The sequence below is a fragment of the Chitinophaga cymbidii genome, assembly GCF_007992715.1.
Lineage (GTDB): Bacteria > Bacteroidota > Bacteroidia > Chitinophagales > Chitinophagaceae > Chitinophaga > Chitinophaga cymbidii.
Map to the genome: position 1 here is coordinate 765,021 of NZ_BKAU01000001.1, position 17,907 is coordinate 782,927.

15 protein-coding genes are annotated in these 17,907 nt (G+C 54.0%); 6 read left to right on the top strand and 9 right to left on the bottom strand.

Annotation, left to right across the window (positions count from 1 at the left end):
* The first annotated feature begins 321 nt into the window (after nt 1–321).
* On the top strand, nt 322–2,892 hold the full coding sequence (locus CCY01nite_RS02895) for a zinc-dependent metalloprotease (RefSeq protein WP_146857793.1): 2,571 nt from the start codon (nt 322–324) through the stop codon (nt 2,890–2,892).
* A gap of 177 nt (nt 2,893–3,069) precedes the next feature.
* Here CCY01nite_RS02895 and CCY01nite_RS02900 read toward each other — a convergent pair whose 3' ends face one another.
* Nucleotides 3,070–3,633 (bottom strand): HPP family protein, encoded by a 564-nt coding sequence (locus CCY01nite_RS02900; protein ID WP_146857794.1) that lies wholly within the window; start codon nt 3,631–3,633, stop codon nt 3,070–3,072.
* Nucleotides 3,634–3,699: 66 nt separating this feature from the next.
* On the opposite strand from CCY01nite_RS02900, the gene CCY01nite_RS02905 reads away from it, so the two are divergent.
* Genes CCY01nite_RS02905 through CCY01nite_RS02920 form a run of 4 tightly spaced genes read left to right on the top strand, consistent with a single transcriptional unit; the run spans nt 3,700 to nt 7,242 of the window.
* Nucleotides 3,700–4,731, top strand: coding sequence for a LacI family DNA-binding transcriptional regulator (locus tag CCY01nite_RS02905; protein ID WP_146857795.1), 1,032 nt, complete (start codon nt 3,700–3,702; stop codon nt 4,729–4,731).
* A 24-nt stretch (nt 4,732–4,755) separates the two neighbouring features.
* On the top strand, nt 4,756–5,565 hold the full coding sequence (locus tag CCY01nite_RS02910; protein WP_146857796.1) for a hypothetical protein: 810 nt from the start codon (nt 4,756–4,758) through the stop codon (nt 5,563–5,565).
* Nucleotides 5,566–5,616: 51 nt separating this feature from the next.
* Nucleotides 5,617–6,411 (top strand): hypothetical protein, encoded by a 795-nt coding sequence (locus tag CCY01nite_RS02915; RefSeq protein ID WP_146857797.1) that lies wholly within the window; start codon nt 5,617–5,619, stop codon nt 6,409–6,411.
* A 15-nt stretch (nt 6,412–6,426) separates the two neighbouring features.
* Nucleotides 6,427–7,242: a hypothetical protein gene (locus CCY01nite_RS02920; protein ID WP_146857798.1), complete on the top strand. Its 816-nt coding sequence runs from the start codon at nt 6,427–6,429 to the stop codon at nt 7,240–7,242.
* A gap of 17 nt (nt 7,243–7,259) precedes the next feature.
* On the opposite strand, the gene CCY01nite_RS02925 is transcribed toward CCY01nite_RS02920, so the two are convergent.
* Both CCY01nite_RS02925 and CCY01nite_RS02930 read right to left on the bottom strand, forming a co-directional pair.
* Nucleotides 7,260–8,675: an alpha-L-fucosidase gene (locus CCY01nite_RS02925; RefSeq protein WP_146857799.1), complete on the bottom strand. Its 1,416-nt coding sequence runs from the start codon at nt 8,673–8,675 to the stop codon at nt 7,260–7,262.
* Between the two features lie 95 nt (nt 8,676–8,770).
* Complete coding sequence (locus CCY01nite_RS02930; protein ID WP_146857800.1) at nt 8,771–11,320, bottom strand: beta-mannosidase; 2,550 nt, start codon at nt 11,318–11,320, stop codon at nt 8,771–8,773.
* Nucleotides 11,321–11,349: 29 nt separating this feature from the next.
* Here CCY01nite_RS02930 and CCY01nite_RS26520 point away from each other — a divergent pair, with 29 nt between their 5' ends.
* Nucleotides 11,350–11,517, top strand: a complete 168-nt coding sequence (locus tag CCY01nite_RS26520) for a DUF6728 family protein (RefSeq protein ID WP_186830874.1) — start codon at nt 11,350–11,352, stop codon at nt 11,515–11,517.
* Here the strand turns inward: CCY01nite_RS26520 and lpxB are convergent.
* The 6 genes from lpxB to CCY01nite_RS02960 form a co-directional block, all read right to left on the bottom strand.
* Nucleotides 11,514–12,611 (bottom strand): lipid-A-disaccharide synthase, encoded by a 1,098-nt coding sequence (gene lpxB, locus CCY01nite_RS02935; protein ID WP_146857801.1) that lies wholly within the window; start codon nt 12,609–12,611, stop codon nt 11,514–11,516. The genes CCY01nite_RS26520 and lpxB overlap by 4 nt on opposite strands.
* Before the next feature lie 3 nt (nt 12,612–12,614).
* On the bottom strand, nt 12,615–12,917 hold the full coding sequence (locus tag CCY01nite_RS02940; protein ID WP_146857802.1) for a hypothetical protein: 303 nt from the start codon (nt 12,915–12,917) through the stop codon (nt 12,615–12,617).
* Nucleotides 12,918–12,935: 18 nt separating this feature from the next.
* Nucleotides 12,936–13,706, bottom strand: coding sequence for a 5'/3'-nucleotidase SurE (surE, locus tag CCY01nite_RS02945; RefSeq protein ID WP_146857803.1), 771 nt, complete (start codon nt 13,704–13,706; stop codon nt 12,936–12,938).
* Between the two features lie 66 nt (nt 13,707–13,772).
* A complete protein-coding gene (locus CCY01nite_RS02950; protein WP_146857804.1) occupies nt 13,773–14,555 on the bottom strand; it encodes an ABC transporter permease in 783 nt (260 codons plus the stop codon).
* 12 nt (nt 14,556–14,567) lie between these two features.
* Complete coding sequence (locus CCY01nite_RS02955; RefSeq protein ID WP_146857805.1) at nt 14,568–15,461, bottom strand: ABC transporter ATP-binding protein; 894 nt, start codon at nt 15,459–15,461, stop codon at nt 14,568–14,570.
* A 21-nt stretch (nt 15,462–15,482) separates the two neighbouring features.
* Nucleotides 15,483–17,885 (bottom strand): 3-hydroxyacyl-CoA dehydrogenase/enoyl-CoA hydratase family protein, encoded by a 2,403-nt coding sequence (locus CCY01nite_RS02960; RefSeq protein ID WP_146857806.1) that lies wholly within the window; start codon nt 17,883–17,885, stop codon nt 15,483–15,485.
* Nucleotides 17,886–17,907 lie beyond the last annotated feature (22 nt).

Consider the following 17,907-nt stretch of genomic DNA (forward strand, 5'->3'; position numbering starts at 1 on the left):
CCAGCTGTCCCCTCCCAACTTGCCGCTAAAAACGGAATCGATTGATTTTTTTCAAAGTTGGACGCACAATTTAAGAAAATTTTCAAATGTTCCAACAGAAATTTTAAAACCCTGTTTATTCACTCCTGCCGCATCAGCAGCGATGGCAGAATGTTGCCAACGCAACTAATGTTATGACGTATTTCCCGCGCAAAACCCCTATTTATTTCCGTTCTTACCGGCTTTTATCACATTTATGGATTTTAACGATATATATAAACTCTTATCACTTTATTTGTACCGCATCTAACCTGATCAAAATCAAATAAACCAACAATACACATGCATCTAAAGAGCAAATTTGCTGCGGCCCTGGCCGGCATGGTGTGCGCTACCTGCCTGCTCACCACCCATCCGGCCGAAGCCCAGAGAAGAAAAAAGAAGGATAAAAAACCTGTACCTGCCGCTACAGCCCCTTCCAAAGATTCCACCGCCCGCCCACCGATGATGATGGGAGGACGCCCGAAATCAGAACCCAGGAAATTCACCGACGTGATCACCCCCAAAGCAAAAGCCGACAGCGGGATGTTCAACGTTTACAAGCAGGATGACAAGATCTTCGTAGAGATACCCAACAAAATACTGGGAAGGGACATCCTGGTGGTGAACCGCATGTCTAAAGCCCCGGCAGGCATGCGCGTAGGCATGTTCGGGTTCGGCGGCGACCAGATCAATGAAAACGTGATCCGCTTCGAGAAAGGGCCGAACAACCGCATCTTCCTCAAGAACATTTCTTTCGCCGAAAGGTCCAAAGACTCTACACAGCCCATGTACCTGTCCGTAATGAACTCGAACATCCAGCCCATCGTGGCGGCGTTCGATATCAAAGCGTTCTCGAAAGACAGCAGCGGCACGGTGCTGGACCTGACCGACTACATCAACGGCGATAACGATATCCTGTTCTTCGACGGCAGCCTCAAAGGCCAGCTGAAGCTGGGCATGGTGCAGAACGACCGGTCCTATATCCAGGACGTGCGCTCTTATCCCGGCAACGTGGAAGTGAAAACCGTAAAGACCTACACCCGCAGCGGCAACTCCCCCGGCCCCGGAATGCCTCCCGTTGGCGGCGGTTTCGTGACACTGGAACTCAACAGCTCCCTCGTGATGCTGCCGGAAGTGCCCATGCAGCCGCGCTACTTCGACCCCCGAGTGGGCTACTTCGCTACCGGGCTGACCGACTTTGATGCCGACCCGCAAGGCGTTAAAAAGCTCGTGATGATCACCCGCTGGCGCCTGGAACCCAAAGCGGAAGACATGGAAAAATTCCGCCGCGGCGAACTGGTAGAACCCAAAAAGCCGATCGTGTTTTACATCGATCCCGCTACGCCGGTAAAATGGCGCAAATACCTGATCCAGGGCGTGAACGACTGGCAGGTAGCTTTTGAACAGGCTGGCTTCAAAAACGCTATTTCCGCCCGGATGGCGCCTACCAAAGAAGAAGACTCCACCTGGAGCCTCGAGGACGCGCGCTATTCCGCCATCGTATACAAACCTTCCGAAGTGCCGAACGCCAGCGGCCCGCACGTACATGATCCCCGCTCCGGCGAGATCCTGGAAAGCCACATCAACTGGTACCATAACGTGATGCGCCTCCTCCGCAACTGGTACTTCATCCAGGCGGCGCCGAACGACGAGCGTGCCCGCAAAATGCAGTTCGACGACGAGCTGATGGGCGAGCTGATCCGCTTTGTATCTTCCCACGAAGTGGGCCATACCCTCGGCCTGCGCCACAACTTCGGCTCCAGCTCCACCTACCCCGTAGAAAAGCTGCGCGACAAGGAATGGGTGAAAGCCAACGGCCATGCCGCTTCCATTATGGACTACGCACGTTTCAACTACGTAGCGCAGCCCGGCGACGGCATCTCCGGCGCCGACCTCTATCCCCGTATCAACCACTACGATAAATGGGCGATCGAATGGGGTTATAAAAATGTCCCCGGCACAGATGCGGATTCCGAAAGGAGCACCCTCAACAAGTGGACCATCAACCGCCTGCAGGATAAAAAATACTGGTTCGGCACCGAAACAAACCCGGACGATCCCCGCTCTCAGAACGAGGACCTGGGCGACAATGCCATGAAAGCAAGCGGCTACGGCCTGAAGAACCTCCAGCGCATCATGCCCAACCTCATGGACTGGACCCGCGAAGAGAACGAAGGCTATTCCAACCTCTCCGAGCTGTATAACGAAGTAGTGGGACAATACTACCGCTACATGGGCCACGTGGCCAAGAATGTAGGCGGCATCTACGAAACGCCGAAGACAGTGGAGCAGAGCGGCGCCGTATATGAAGTGGTTCCCAAAGCTACGCAGAAAGAAGCGGTGCAGTTCCTGCAAAAAGAACTCTTTACCACGCCGCAGTGGCTGCTGGACAAAGAAGTGCTGAGCCGCATCAAGGGTGAAGGCCCGCAGATACTGCTGGCGCGCCAGGAAGCATTGCTGGGCCGCCTGCTGGGTACTTCCACCATCAACAAGCTCATCAATGCGGAAGCTTCTTCCAGCAACACCTACAGCCCCGTGGATTACATGAACGATATGCGCAAAGGTGTTTTCGCGGAACTGTACAATCACAAAAAGATCGATATCTACCGCCGCAATCTGCAAAAGGCCTATGTGAACAGCCTGGCCAACCTGCTGAAAGCGCCGAACATCCCGCAGGGCATGCCCGCGGCTTTTGCGGCCACGATCGCCAACCCCACCAAGTCGGACGCCTCCAGCATCGCCCGCGCACAACTGGTGCAGCTGCGCAGCGACGCCCGCGTGGCTACCGGCGGAGCAGGTGACAGCATGAGCCGTTACCATCTGCAGGACCTGGTGGAACGTATCAATACCATCCTCGAACCTAAAGGATAATTCTTTCAAAGCATTCAAATGAAGAAGGGCTGACCAGCATTTTGGTCAGCTCTTTTTTTATGGCATAAAAGGGCATAAAAAAGACCGCCTATGAGTAAGCAGTCCGTTATTTATCCCTATACTAATAAAAGTATAAGCGAAGATATCTTACCGGGGTGCAGTGTATCTGCGCAGTGTTTACCACCATCTTCCGTGCGCGGGATAATTGCGGTTTTCTGGAATATTATTGACGATGAAAGCGATCAGCAGGAGCAGGAACACGCCGCTGGCTACGGGGGACAGAGCGTAGAGGTACCCCAGGTGCTTTATTTTCTCGCTGCCGGCCACCGCCAGCAAAGCAGTAGCGCCGCCGGGCGGATGCACTGTTTTGGTGACCTGCATCACCACGATGGAGAAGGCCACGGCCAGCGCACCGGAAAGCCACATCAGGTCCGGCGAACGGATCAGCATGCAACAGGTCACGCCCACCAGCGCGCTGAGCACATGCCCTCCGATCACGTTCCGCGGCTGCGCCAGGGGACTGTGCGCATGGCCGTACACCAGCACCGCCGAAGCGCCAAACGAGCCGATCACGAAAAGATTGTCGCGCACCGGCAGCAGGAAGTGGTTCAATCCGCCGATCAGCCCCACGCCCATAAAAGCGCCTGTAAACGACCAGGCGATGTCCTTTCTGTCGATCAACGTTTCCCGGTATATGACATAACGGGCTATCCTGTAAGTTCTTTTGATCTTGTGTTTCATCGGGCGCAAAAATACAGCTATCAATAAAATTTCTTAATATCGCCTTCAAATCCACCGGCCTCAAACGTGAAAGAACGTCACAACACCAACAAGATCACCATCTACGACATTGCACAGGCGCTGGGTCTGAGCGCTTCCACGGTATCAAGGGCCTTGCAGAACAATCCGCTGATCAACGAGGAAACCAGGGAAAAAGTGCAGCAGATGGCTACCGAAATGGGCTATGTGCCCAACTGGATCGCATCGAGCCTGCGTAAAAAGCGTTCGAACATCCTCGGGTTGATCGTTCCGCGCACGAGCATGTACTTCCAGAGCACCGCCATCAGCGGCATCCAGCACGAAGCCCATAAATACGGCTTCAGCATCGTCATCGGCCAGTCCGACGAAACGGTAGCCATGGAAAAAGAGCTGGTGCATACTTTCTTTTCGCTGCGTGTGGACGGATTGCTGGCCGTTTCGTCCATGTTCACCACCAACTTCGATCACTTCTCCCCTTTTATCCGGAATAACATCCCGCTGGTGTTCTATGACCGCGTACCACAAGACTTTCCGGGGTATACCATCACGGGCGACGACTTCAAGGGAGGCTTCCTCGCTACCGAGCACCTGATCAAACAAGGATGCAGAAAGATCGCGCACTTTTCCGGCGTGCTCACCTGTAACCTTTACCAGCAGCGGCTGGAAGGCTACAAAGCGGCGCTGGCGAAATACAAGATACCATTCGATGAATCACTGATACATGTGCATAACCTGACCCTGGACGCTGCCACCGAAGCAGCCCGCAACATCCTCTCCGGCGACGATATCCCGGACGGCATGTTCTCCGCCAACGACACCTCCGCCGTTGCCTTCATACAGGAAGCCCGCCGCAAGGGCGTGAAAGTGCCTGAACAGGTAAAGGTGGTAGGCTACTCGAACGACCTGTCTTCCCGCATCATTTCCCCTTCCCTTACCACCATCGAACAATCCGGTTACCGGATGGGCGAAAAAGCGGTAGAAACACTGGTTCAGCTGATCAACCACGATGAAAAGCTCAAAGTCACCAGGAACTATGTTTTTGAAGTAGAGCTGATCCAACGGGAATCATCTATGCGATAATGCTCAAATAAAACCTACAACTTTATGAAGACTGCACGCCTTTTTTTAATGGCATTCACCGTGTTGGCATTTGCATCCTGCAGCCGCCAGGTACACACCTACGTGCCCAACCAGGCCAACGTGCCGCTGCTCAAGGAAAAGAACGAATTCAAAGGCAACGTTTCCTTCACCAACTGGCAGGGAGCATATGCTGTTACCGACAATATCGGCATCATGGCCAGCGGCCAGTACGTATGGCGCAACATGTTTTATGACCGCGACAGTGACGGCGATTACCTGCTGGACCCTCACGTGCGCGGCGGGCTGATAGAAGGAGGCGTGGGATTCTTCAAACCCATCGGCACAAGCAGGCGCGCCATATTTGATGTGTACGCGGGCTACGGCAACGGCAGCTTCAAAACAGTTGATAACGGCTTCCAGTACGACAGCATCCAGGGAAATCCGGACTACCTGCTGCGTACCAAATTCCATAAATTCTTCGTACAACCTTCTTTCGGGCTTTCCCACAAAGTGGTGGAAGCTGCTTTCTCTACCCGCTTTTCCGTGGTGCGCTTCTATGATCAGACCATGGGCAGCAAAGTGTTTGAAGACAACGAGAGCCGCCGCGAAAATTTCATGCGGCTGAGCGACAAAGCCATTCCCTTCTTTGAGCCGACCTTCACCGTGCGCGTGGGCTACCGCTATGTAAAATGGCAGGCGCAGCTGCTCTTCTCCGTGCCTATCAACGACGAAACCTACACGGGCTACCAGGTGGGAGATTTCTTCCAGCCGGTGTCGCTGACCATGGGTGTTTCGCTGAATTTCGGGCAGTGGGTGCAGGACGCGGGGAAATGAGGGTGTAACATTTCAGGGGTGTCGCGCGCTTAACAGCAGATACGTCACACTATGAAATTCTGTTATCCCTGGATGTTGCTTGTCTGCATGACAGGCTGCATCTCCTGTACCCGCAACATTTATATACCGAACCAGGTAAATGCCCCGTTGCTGCACGAAAAGCACCAGCTTAAAATAGATGCCGCACCTTCCAACCTGCAGGCTGCCTATGCCCTTACCGATAAATTTGCGGTGATGGTGAACGGACAATACACCTGGGAACGATTGGGCCGGGAAGGCTCTGCCACGAGCAGCCGCCACGGGCGTTTTACAAGACCATTGGGTGGAGTCGTGGAAGCAGGACTTGGTATCTTCAAGAAATTCACGCACCCGGATAAGCCGCCGATCGTACTGGACCTGTATGCAGGATATGGCGCCGGCGGGTTCAGCATATCCGATCATGCATATTATAAAGACAGCACTGGCGGCACACACCGGGATTATACCGTGCGTACCCGCTTCCGGAAATTCTTTATTCAGCCTGGCTTCGGCATGGTGCACAAAAGAGTAGAGCTCGCATTCACGCCCCGTTTTACTTTTCTTCGCTACGCAATCCCCTTTGTAGGCAGCAGTGTGTCAGAGGTCTATTTAACAAACACCTTTGACAACCAGATAACCTATCTTCCGGAAATGAGGAAAGCGGCCAGCAGCGCCACTTTTTTATATGAGCCGGCATTCACCCTTCGCGTCGGCAGTCCTCATTTCAAATGGTATTTCCAGTTATTGGGATCTACGGTCAGTATGTTTGATTCGAACGATTACTATCCTTTCATCAGCATTACAACCGGTATTTCTGCCCGCTTTTAAAAAAACGCTCCTGCCATGAAAATATGTTACCTGCAACTATTGCTTTTGTTGATCTGCTTAACGGGATGTTATTCCCCCATCTACCTGCCCAACCAGGTAAATGCACCGCTGCTGAAGGAGAAAAATGAATGGAAAATAAACGTAGCGCCTTCCAACTGGCAGGCGGCGTATGCCGTTACGGACCATTTTGCGGTCATGCTGAACGGCATGTATAGCTGGGAAAGATTCGGCACGCACACGGCAAGCAATGATTCCGGCCTGTTTGATCACGACAGTCCTTTCACAAGGCCCGAAGGCGGTTTTGCAGAAGTAGGGGCGGGTTATTTCACAACGATCGTAGATCACCCGGAAAGGCCACTCATCTTCGATGTGTTTGCGGGATATGGAGCGGGAGGTTTTACCGTGATCGACCGCAGTTATTATGTGGAACGCAATATTGCCCTTCGTAAAGATCATACGGTGCGGACGACCTTCCATAAATTTTTCATACAGCCGGGGATCGGGATGCGGCACGAAAGAGTAGAGCTATCTTTTAATCCACGTTTTACGTTACTGACAGGCTACAATTCCAGGGCGGGCATACTGGTGGATAATTACCGGGATTACCTGAACAGGGGCCTCGGCAAAACGGTGTGGCTGTATGAGCCTGCCCTTACGCTGCGGCTGGGTTCTCCGCATATCAAATGGCATTTCCAGATTCACGGCAGCGTGCCGATGAACGGTGTTATGGGGCCAGACAAGTTCCTTTCGCCCAAGTTCTTCCCGGAGATAACAGTTAATAGCGGCATCACGCTGAATTTCCGGTCGAAAAAAGAACGGGCTGCCCTTTGAGGAACAGCCCGTTATTGTCATTTTATTTTTATCGCGACTGCATATTTCAAATTCTTCTTCAGCGCGGATGCCGGCAGCTTCACTTCTACGGCCTCTCCGGCTTTCTTCCAGGATACTTTCCCGTTCACACCGAGTAATTCCATCTTAGCGCCGCCGGCGGGCGTAATGCCGGAGAAACGGATCACAGGCGGCAGCGCCTCTCCTTCATCCAGCAGGTAGATCGCGTAGATCGTGCCGTTTTTCTTTTGCGAAAAGCAAACCTTTCCGTCTTTATACGGCGCAACGGAGCGGGTGCCGTAGATCGCGTCGCCGTTTATCTCCATCCACTGCCCGATGCTGTCGAGCTTGCGGTAGGCTTCGTCGTGCCAGGCGCCATCCGGACCGGGGCCGATGTTCAGCAGGTAGTTGCCGCCTTTCGCCACAATGTCCACCAGGTTGTGGATGATCCTGTTCACGGGCTTGTAGCGGTCGTTGGGAACGTACGACCAGGAGCCGGCCATGGTCATGCAGGTTTCCCAGGGATAGTCCAGCGGCTTTTCCGGTATCTGCTGCTCGGGCGTGCGGTAGTTTTCGTAGGGGCCATGCACGCTGCGGTCTACCACAATGAGGCCGGGCTGATGTTTACGGGCCATGGAGGTGATGGCGGGCATATTGATGTCCTGGTCCTGCGCCGGCGTTTTATTCCAGCCCAGGGATTCTTTGGTGTGCATGTCCAGCGGGCGCACCCATCCGCCATCCAGCCAGAGAATATCTACTTTTCCGTAGCCGGTCATCAGCTCTTCGATCTGGTTATAGGTGAATTGCTGAAACTGCTTCCAGCGATCGGGGTATTTGCTGATCTCGTAGTTCACGTTCCTGTCTTTCGGCGGGAAGTACGGCCACCAGTAGGAATCCACGTTCCAGTCCGGTTTGGAGAAATAAGCGCCGATGTGGATGCCTTCGTGGCGGAACGCATTGAACACTTCCTTCGTTACGTCCGCACGCGGGTCTTTGCTGAAAGGCACGTTAGGTGCGGTGATGCGGTAGGCGGACTGCTTTGTATCGAACATATTGAAGCCGTCGTGGTGCTTGGTGGTGAACACCATGTAGCGCATGCCAGCTTTTCTGGCGGCAGCGGCCCAGCGGGCGGGATCGAATTTAACGGGATTGAAGGTGTTAGCCAGCGCTTCATACTTTTGCACGTACTCGCAGTAGGGAATGCCTTCCGGCTTGCGGTGCGTCCAGCCTTCATCTTCCGGGCAAAGGCTCCAGGATTCCACGATGCCCCACTGGGAATATGTGCCCCAGTGCATCATCAGCCCGAATTTCCAGTCCTGCCACTCTTCCAGCTTCTGCAATACCAGCGGATCTTTCTCTTTCACATAAGGATGCTCTTCCTGAGCATGTACGGCGAAACCTGCAAGCAGGCACACCGTCAATAGCATGTTTTTCATCTGTTCATGTTTTACAGTTACCTTATTTCAGTATATGTTGCTGATCCGTTGAATACTTTATTTCAGGCGGCCGGAAGGAAGGCACGTTCCGCCGTTTATTCCCGGCACGCATTTGCCAGATGCATGATGCGCAATTGTTCTTTTACCTGTTCTTTAGCCAGCCTGGTCTTTACTTCCACGATCTGCGCCCGGCCCGGCAGCAGATCGAAATAGTTATCGGAAAAATGGGAGGAATCATCCTGCTCCAGCGAAAGGTATACATTCCGGGCCAGGGACCCGGACTGCAGGCGCACCATCATCTTTCCGTCCTTTTCCTCCACCTCCGCGGCGATCGCCGCTTTGGGCAATTGCAGCAAACGGGGTGCAGCAAAGTAAAATACATTCTCCGATAATACCTTATTGTTCTTTAGCAGTTTGGAATACAATATTACCCTTGTGCGGTCCGCCCCGTTCAGCATGTCTTGTATGGGGATGCTGTGCACCATTTCGCTGCCGCCGGTTTTAGTGCGCACGAGCATTTGTTCCTGCCATATTTCTTTCCCGTTCATGTCCATCAGTTGCAGGTGCAGCATGGCCGTTTCGGGTTCCGGCAGATCGCTGACGAGGTGTGTTACCACCCTGCCGGCCTGTTTGGAATGGCTGATGAGCACCGGGGCATATGCTTTTTTAACGAAGTAGTGCAGGGCCTTCCACCGGCCGAAATAATCGATGCCGCTCCAGGATGCGCCGGGCCAGCAGTCATTCAGCTGCCAGTAGAGCGTGCCCATGCAAAAGGGCATGGCGCGGCGGTGCGCTTCCATCCCCACCTTCATTCCTTCCGCCTGCAATACCTGGCTGAGGTAAAGGAAAGCGGGGAAGTTCTTCGGGGGTTTGTAGTAATGGTCCATATACGTTTTGATGGCGGCATTTCCACGGGTGAAGCTCTTCTGGTGGGCCTGCATTACGTAGGAATGGATGTCCCACTGGCTGGTGTCCGCATAGCGGCGCACGGTATGAATGTCGGGGAACGACTGAAAGCCGTATTCACTCATGAAACGCGGCACATGCGTGGCGAAAGCTTCAAACCATTCCATGCCGTGCCACACGCCCCAGTAGTGATTATCGCCGTGTTTGAAATCTTCGGCTTTGCCCCAGTTGCTGATGGGGGACGAAGGGAAGTAAAAGCGGCCGGGATCGTGGGTTTTCACGGCATCGGGCAACAGCTGGTGAAATAATGTTTCGTATCCTTCCAGGAGCTGTTTCCACTGTTTGTCCGTATACGCATATCCGTCTTTCCAGCCCCAGTTTTTGATCGCCACGGCAATTTCATTGTTGCCGCACCAGAGCGCGAGCGAAGGATGGTTACGCAGGCGGGTGATGTTATCTTCCGCTTCTTCCTTCACCTGTTGCAGGAATCCGGGATCGGAAGGATACAGTGTACAGGCGAACATAAAATCCTGCCATACCAGGATGCCTGCTTCATCAGCGAGGTCGTAGAACTGATCGTTCTCGTAAATGCCGCCGCCCCATACGCGGACCATGTTGAAGTTTGCTTCCTTCATGTCATCGAACAGCTTTTTGTAGCGTTCCGGTGTGGCGCGCGGCAGGAAATTATCCTGCGGAATGTAGTTCGATCCTTTCATGAAGATCGCGCGGCCATTGACTTTCACGAAAAAGCTGGTGCCGTGTTCGTCTTTTTTATTCACGACTTCAATCGTACGCAGGCCGATGCGCTGACGCAGCTTTTGCAGGGTATCGCCGCCGCTGACAACGGCTACTTCAACGGGATATAATTTCTGATCGCCCTGCCCGTTCGGCCACCAGCGCTGCGGCTGCGGGATGGTAAAAGGAAGGCGCAGCTGATGTTTGCCGGCGGACAGGGATTGATGGAGCTGTTGCGTGGCAAATTCTTCATGCGGACTTTTTACGATGATATTGTAAGCGCCGGGCTTGTGTACTTCCAGCGTGAGAGCGGCTTCCAGCGTTGCCTGCGCGTCTGTGAGCTGCTGCTGGCGGAGCCAGCTGTCTTTTATTTGCGCCTTGCTCCAGGCTTTCAGGCGAACGGGGCGCCAGATGCCGCTGGTAACGAGGCGCGGGCCCCAGTCCCATCCGTAATGGTAGGGCGCTTTGCGGGCGAATATGCCTAAAGGAATGTCGCTGGCATCGTTGCCGGCGGGGTATACGAGGCGTTCCGCGAGGAATTTGGGCATGTCATGCGCAACCGGACTGTGGAACAGGATGCGGAGGGTGTTCCTGCCGGGCTTCAGGTGTTTTTTCACGGGGACTTCCCTCCGCACGAACATGTTCTCCGCTTTCAGCACCAATGCGTCGTTCACATATACGTCCGCATAAGTATCCAGCCCTTCAAATTCCAGCGATATAACGTCATGCCGCAGGAGTTCCGGCGTAATGTTAAGCCGCGTGCGGTATTCCCAGTCTTTCTTATCGATCCACTGCACGCCTTTTTCGTTGGCGTCGCGGAAGGGGTCAGGGATAAGTTTGTGATGCAGGAGGTCCGTATGCACAGTGCCGGGCACGGTGGCTGTGCGCCATGCCTGTTCATCCGTGCGGCGGAATTCCCAGTTCTTCAGCTCCGTGCTGATCTGTTGTGCGAACACGGGGGCCGTGATGAACACCAGCAAAAGGCTCCTTAGTAAATTTCCCATAGCGCGTAAAAATAACGGATATTTGTACCATGAAAAGCATCTGGCGCCAGATATTGCAGCATCTCTACATCAAAAAGCGCGACCCGGGAGAGGTGAGGAATACCAATACGAAGCTCATGCATGGCATGAACCGGATCTCTATCATCCTGTTCGTGATCGCGTTGATCGTGATGCTGATAAGGTTGTTCCGGCATTAGCGCATCCCCACGATCGCTTCCGCCGCCTTGCGCGATGCCGTTCCATCCCCAAGGAGCGTCCAGAGCACGGCATAATCCGCTTTCATTTGCTGCCGGCGGGCAGTGTCTTTCAGGATGAGCGTTAATTCTTTCAACAGGTTTTCTTCCGTCAGGTCGTGCTGGATCAGCTCTTTCACCACGGGTTTGTCCATGATGAGGTTGACGAGGGAGATATATTTTACTTTGATGAGGTATTTCGCGAAGAAATAGGAAACGGGGCTGCCTTTGTAGCATACTACTTCCGGTACGCCGAACAGCGCTGTTTCCAGCGTGGCGGTGCCGGAAGTGACCAGCGCGGCGGACGCCTGCAACAGCAGCTGGTAGGTTTGGTTCTTTACAACAGACACGTTGGGGTAAGCGCTGGTGAAACTACTGATGAAATTGTCTTCCAGGCTCGGCGCCTGCGCCATGATGAACTGGTATTCGGGGAAATACCGCGCCATGGACAGCATGACCGGCAGCTTCTCTTTTACTTCCTGCTTGCGGCTGCCGGGCAGCAGCGCGATCACCGGCTTTTCGGAAAACGATGGTGCGGAAGGCGCTTCCTGTGCGGCTTTTATAGCTTCTATCAACGGATGCCCCACATACTCCACTTCAAAATCCCACTTGCGGTAAAAATCTTTTTCGAATGGCAGTATCACCAGCATTTTGTCCACCGTCTGCCGGATCTTCTTCACCCTTCCTTCTTTCCAGGCCCATACTTGCGGACTGATATAATACACCACCTTCAACCCCTGCTGTTTCGCCCATTCGGCAATGCGGAGGTTGAAGCCGGGATAGTCAATGAGGATGAGCACATCGGGCTGATAAGCGAGGATATCTTTTTTACACTGGTCGAGATTGGCGAAGATGGTGCGCAGGTTCATGATCACTTCCACGAAGCCCATGAAGGCGAGGTCCCGGTAGTGCTTCACTACTTTCGCGCCGGCCTGCTCCATGAGATCTCCGCCCCAGGAGCGGATGTCGGCGGACGCATCCAGCTGTTTCAGCTGTTTGACAAGATTGCTGCCATGCAGGTCCCCGGAGGCTTCGCCGGCTATGATATAATACTTCATCTGCTACCAGTGAATGATTTTAAGCAGCAAGATAACGATTGCGTATAACATTGTGATGAGGAAAATGCCCCTGGCCGTGAGGTCCCGGCGCTTGCGGGTGTAGAGATAGAATACCAGGCCGTTGGCGAGCAGGCAGATGCTGATGAGCTTGGGGAGCAGGTGCCTGTTCTGTTTCAGCATGGTGAAGAAATCGGACAGGCTTTGATCGCGGGGCATAAACGTCACCAGGTAGTAGATAAACAGGCCGGCTACCGGGGCCAGCAGCCCCAGTAAGATACCCAGTGATAATTTGTCTTGTTTGAGCATGTTCATAGGATTATTGTATCAGAAGCGCCAGTCGGCTTCCAGTTTTTTCATCAGCCTGTAATCTGTCAGGTCGAACTGTACGGGCACCAGCGAAGTATAGCCGTTTTCCAGGGCCCATACGTCGGTGTCGTTCCCTGTGTCCTGGTTCTTGAATTCGCCGGTGAGCCAGTAGTACTTTTTGCCGTGGGGGTCGCGGCGTTCATCGAACTCCTCCACCCATTTGGCGTTGGCCTGGCGGGTGATGCGGATGCCTTTGTAATCTTTCGCGTCCACATCCGGTATATTAACGTTGAAAAGGGTGTGTTTCGGCAGTTCAGTGCTCAACATTTTTTTTGTGACGGTATGCGCTACTTCGCCACAGGTGGTCATGTCCGCCTCATAGTCGTAATTCAGATAAGAGAAACCGACGGAAGGGATGCCTTCGATAGCCGCTTCCATGGCGGCGGACATGGTGCCGGAATAGATAATGTTGATGGAATGATTGGCGCCATGGTTGATACCGCTCACGCAGATGTCCGGCGCGCGTTCCAGTATCTTGTCCCGCGCCAGCTTCACACAGTCAACAGGCGTACCGGAACAGGTCCATGCTTCGATGTCCCCGAATATGTCTACCTGGTTCAGCCGTAGCGGGAAGCCCAGCGTAATGGCGTGCCCTTTGCCGGACTGGGGGCTGTCCGGCGCTACCACCACCACTTTGCCCAGCGTTTCCACGGCTTCTATCAAAGTTCGTATGCCCGGAGACGTTATTCCGTCGTCATTCGTGACCAGTATCAGTTTTTCCTTCTTCACGTTCTCGTTTTATCAACAAATTTACAAGCTGTGATTTACAATTCCTGACGTTTAACATTTAAATAATTACAGGTCTGACCGTTTCAGCCTGCGCCAGGAAAGAAAACAGAACAAGGCGACGTAGGCCAGCGCGATCAGCACGTAGGTGGTGGCGGAGGGTGGTGTGGCCTGCTCCATCAGCCTGCGTATTATTTTCGATTCGCCGGACAGCAGGCGGTCTGTTGCTTCAAACGGCAGAAAGGCGCCGGCGTGGAATTTCACTTTGAAATCCAGCAGCATCGAGAGCATGAACTCACCGATGTAAGCATAGAACACATAAATAGCAATGGCGATGCCGGACCGTTTCATGAACGTGCCGAGGAAAAAGGCGAATGACAGGTAGGCAAGGCTTTGCAGGGCTGACCATACGATATACTTGAACGTATCGCCGTCCGCACTCCCGCCGCTCTGCAGGCCGAATACCAATGCCGTTACTGCTACCAGGAAGGTGACGAACAGCACCATGCAAAGCATCACGCTGAACTTTGCGGCGATGTACTGGTCCCTGCTCCATCCGTCGATGATGTTCTGCCGCAGTGTGCGGAAATTGTTTTCGTTGGTGAGCAGGATGATCATCAGGATGCCCATCACGGGCGTCATAAAGCTGGTCAGCCAGGCTACTGTTTCATACACCTGCGGGAAGGAAAAAGGGTCCTGCAAAATGGGCAGCTTGCTGGTGATGTTGCGGTTCACGCTCTGGTAAGCCATGCACAACAGCGGCGCTGCTACGGTGAACAATGCAATGAGTATCCAGAAGGTGCGGTAGTTCTTCACCTTCATCCACTCTATTTTTAAAAGATGTGTTATCATGATGCGTTAAGATCAATTGGTTAATTCAATGAACCTTGCTTCGAGGCTCTTTCTGCGTACGGCGAGGTAGTTGAGCGTGACGCCCTGCTCAAAGCAATGCCTGTTCACCTGCTCTGCGCTCTGGCTCCCGGAGAACACTATCTGGAAGCTGCCGTTGTGCCGGCGGATGGACTTGATGTTGGGCAATGCGTTCAGCACATTTTCCAGCTGCGCGAGGTCCGCCGCGCTGATCTCTATCATGTCTTCGTTGGACAATACTTCGTCCACATGCCCGGCCGTGAGCAGCACGCCTTTTTTGAGGATGGCTACGTGGGTGCATACTTTTTCCACTTCGTCCAGCAGGTGGCTGGCCATGATCACGGTGGTGCCCTGTTCGCCGAGCTGGCGGATGAGGTCGCGGATCTCCGCGATACCGGCGGGGTCCAGGCCGTTGGTGGGTTCATCCAGCAGCAGTACTTCCGGTTTGCCCAGCAGTGCGCTGGCGATGGCGAGGCGTTGTTTCATGCCGAGGGAGAACGTGCTGAACTTCGAGTCCCGGCGTTCCCACAATCCCGCCAGCCGCAGTACGCGCTCGATATCGTCCTGGCCGCGGCCTTTGATCTGCGCGCTGATCTGCAGGTTGCGCATGCCGGAGTAATAGTGATAGAAGTTAGGGGTTTCCAGGAGCGTGCCGATCCTTTTGCGGAGGTCTGCATGCGGCTCCTGTCCGAACCATTTGAAGGAGCCTGCGTTGGCCTTCAATACGTCCATAACGATGCCTAACAGCGTGGTTTTCCCGCTGCCGTTGGGGCCCAGTACGCCAAACACGCTGCCGGCCGGCACATCAAAAGAAACTTCTTTCAACGCCTGGATGGGGCCATAGTGCTTGGATACCTGGTGGAGGGATAAGATGTGTGTGTTTTCCAAGGTTTGTGTTGATTATAATGATCAATTACGCAGCGGCTTGCCGGTTTTGAGCATGTGCTGCAGCCTTTCGAGCGTAGGGCGTTCCCCGCAGAGGCTGAGGAAGGCTTCCCTTTCAAGGTCCAGCAGGTATTGCTCGCTGACAAGCGTTTGTTCGCTGAGATCGCCGCCGCACATAACATAGGCGAGCTTCGCCGCGAGCTTTGCATCGTATTCCGAAATGTAGTTGCCGAACTTCATGCCGTTGATGCCCGCCAGCATGGCGCCCAGGGCGGAACGCCCAAGTACGCGGATGTCTGTTCTTTCGATGGGACGGGTATAGCCGGCCTCCGCCAGCTCAAGGGCTTTTTCCTTCGCGTCCGCGATCACGCGGGAGGGGTTCATGCTCACACCGTCCGTGCCTTCCCGCAGGATGCCCATTTCATACGCTTCAAATCCGGAAGTGGCCACCTTCGCCTGCGCGATAGTGAGGTAATAATCCTGCAGGATCACGTTCTCCACCAGCCCTTCGCGATAAGCGTCGGACGCGCGCAGCGTCATTTCCTTGGTGCCGCCGCCACCGGGGATCAGGCCCACGCCCAGCTCCACCAGGCCGATGTAGGTTTCCGCAGCGGCCTGCACCGCATCCGCATGCAGGCTCATTTCGCAGCCGCCGCCCAATGTGAGGCCATGTGGCGCTACCACCACGGGAACAGAGGAATAACGGAGGCGCATGGTGCTTTTCTGGAACAGGCGTACGGCCATGTCCAGCTCATCAAACTCCTGCTCCGCCGCCAGCATGAAGATCATGCCCACGTTGGCGCCCGCGGAGAAATTCGCGCCGTCGTTGCCGATCACAAGCCCGCGGAAATCTTTCTCCGCGCGGTCTACCGACTTATGCACGCCTTCCAGCACCTCACCGCCGATGGTGTTCATCTTTGTTTTCCATTCGAGGTTGAGGATGCCGTCGCCGAGATCATAGAGATTGCAGGCGCTGTTCTTCCAGACGATGTTGCCGGAGCGGTTTTCGAGGATGATGAAATTATCTTCGCCCGGCACCGGCTTGTAAGCTTTGGATGCCAGGTCATAATAGTGCTTTTTGTTGTTTTCGATCTTGTAGAACGATTTCACGCCGGCTGCCAGCATGTCTTCCACCCAGGCAGCGGCCGTCAGCTTGTTGTCTTTGATCAGCTTCAGCCCGTTTTCCACGCCCAGCAGATCCCATGTTTCGAACGCGCCGATCTCCCACCCAAAGCCGGCTTTCATGGCATCGTCCACTTTATAAAGATCATCTGCTATTTCCGGGATACGGTGACTGATATACGAAAACAAGTGCGCATGAAAACGCTGGTAGAACTGTCCGGCTTTGTCGGTGGACTGCGCCAGGGCTTTGATGCGCTGCTTCAGGTCTTCAATGGGTTTGGCGGCTTCGATGCTGGCGAACTTCGCTTTTTGCTTCGGGCCGTATTCCATCGTTTTCAGGTCCAGCGTCAGTATTTCCTTGCTGCCGCCCGCTCCTTTCGTTTTTTTGTAGAAGCCTTGCCCGGTCTTATCGCCCAGCCAGTTGTTCTCCACTACTTTTTGCAGGAACGGCGGGATGCCCATGATGGCTTTGGCTTCATCGTTGGGCGCATTGTCCGCCACGCCCTTCGCCACTTTCACCAGCGTATCGATGCCCACTACGTCCGCCGTGCGGAAAGTAGCGGATTTGGGACGGCCGATCACGGGGCCTGTCAGTGCATCCACTTCATCTATGCCCAGTTCCATTTCCTGCATGATATGGAAGATGGCCATGATGGAGAACACGCCCACGCGGTTGGCGATGAATGCCGGTGTGTCTTTACAGAGCACGGTTGTTTTCCCGAGATAGAGATCGCCGTAGTGCATGAGAAAATCCACTACAGCGGCGTCTGTATGCGGTGTGGGAATGATCTCCAGCAGCCGCAGGTAGCGCGGCGGATTGAAGAAGTGGGTGCCGCAGAAGTGTTTCTTAAAATCATCGCTGCGGCCTTCCGCCATCAGGTGAATGGGGATGCCGGAGGTGTTGGAAGTGATCAGGGTGCCGGGCTTGCGAAACTGCTCTACCTGTTCGAAGATCTTCTTCTTGATGTCCAGGTTCTCCACCACTACTTCTATCACCCAGTCGCAGTCCGCAATGGATTTCATGTCATCCGTAAAATTGCCGGTGCTGATAAGCCGGGCGGATGCTTTTGTATACAGGGGCGAAGGATTGGATTTGACCGCCGCCTGTAATGCTTCGTTCACGATCCTGTTCCTTACCGCCGGATGTTCCGTCGTTAATCCTTTTGCCTTTTCCGCATCGTTCGGCTCTTTCGGAACGATATCCAGCAGCAATACCTTTACGCCTGCGCCTGCAAAAAGGCAGGCAATCCTTGAACCCATTACACCGGAACCGAGCACGGCTACTTTGTTGATCCTTCTTTCCATGTTTTCCAGCTTTTGATGAATG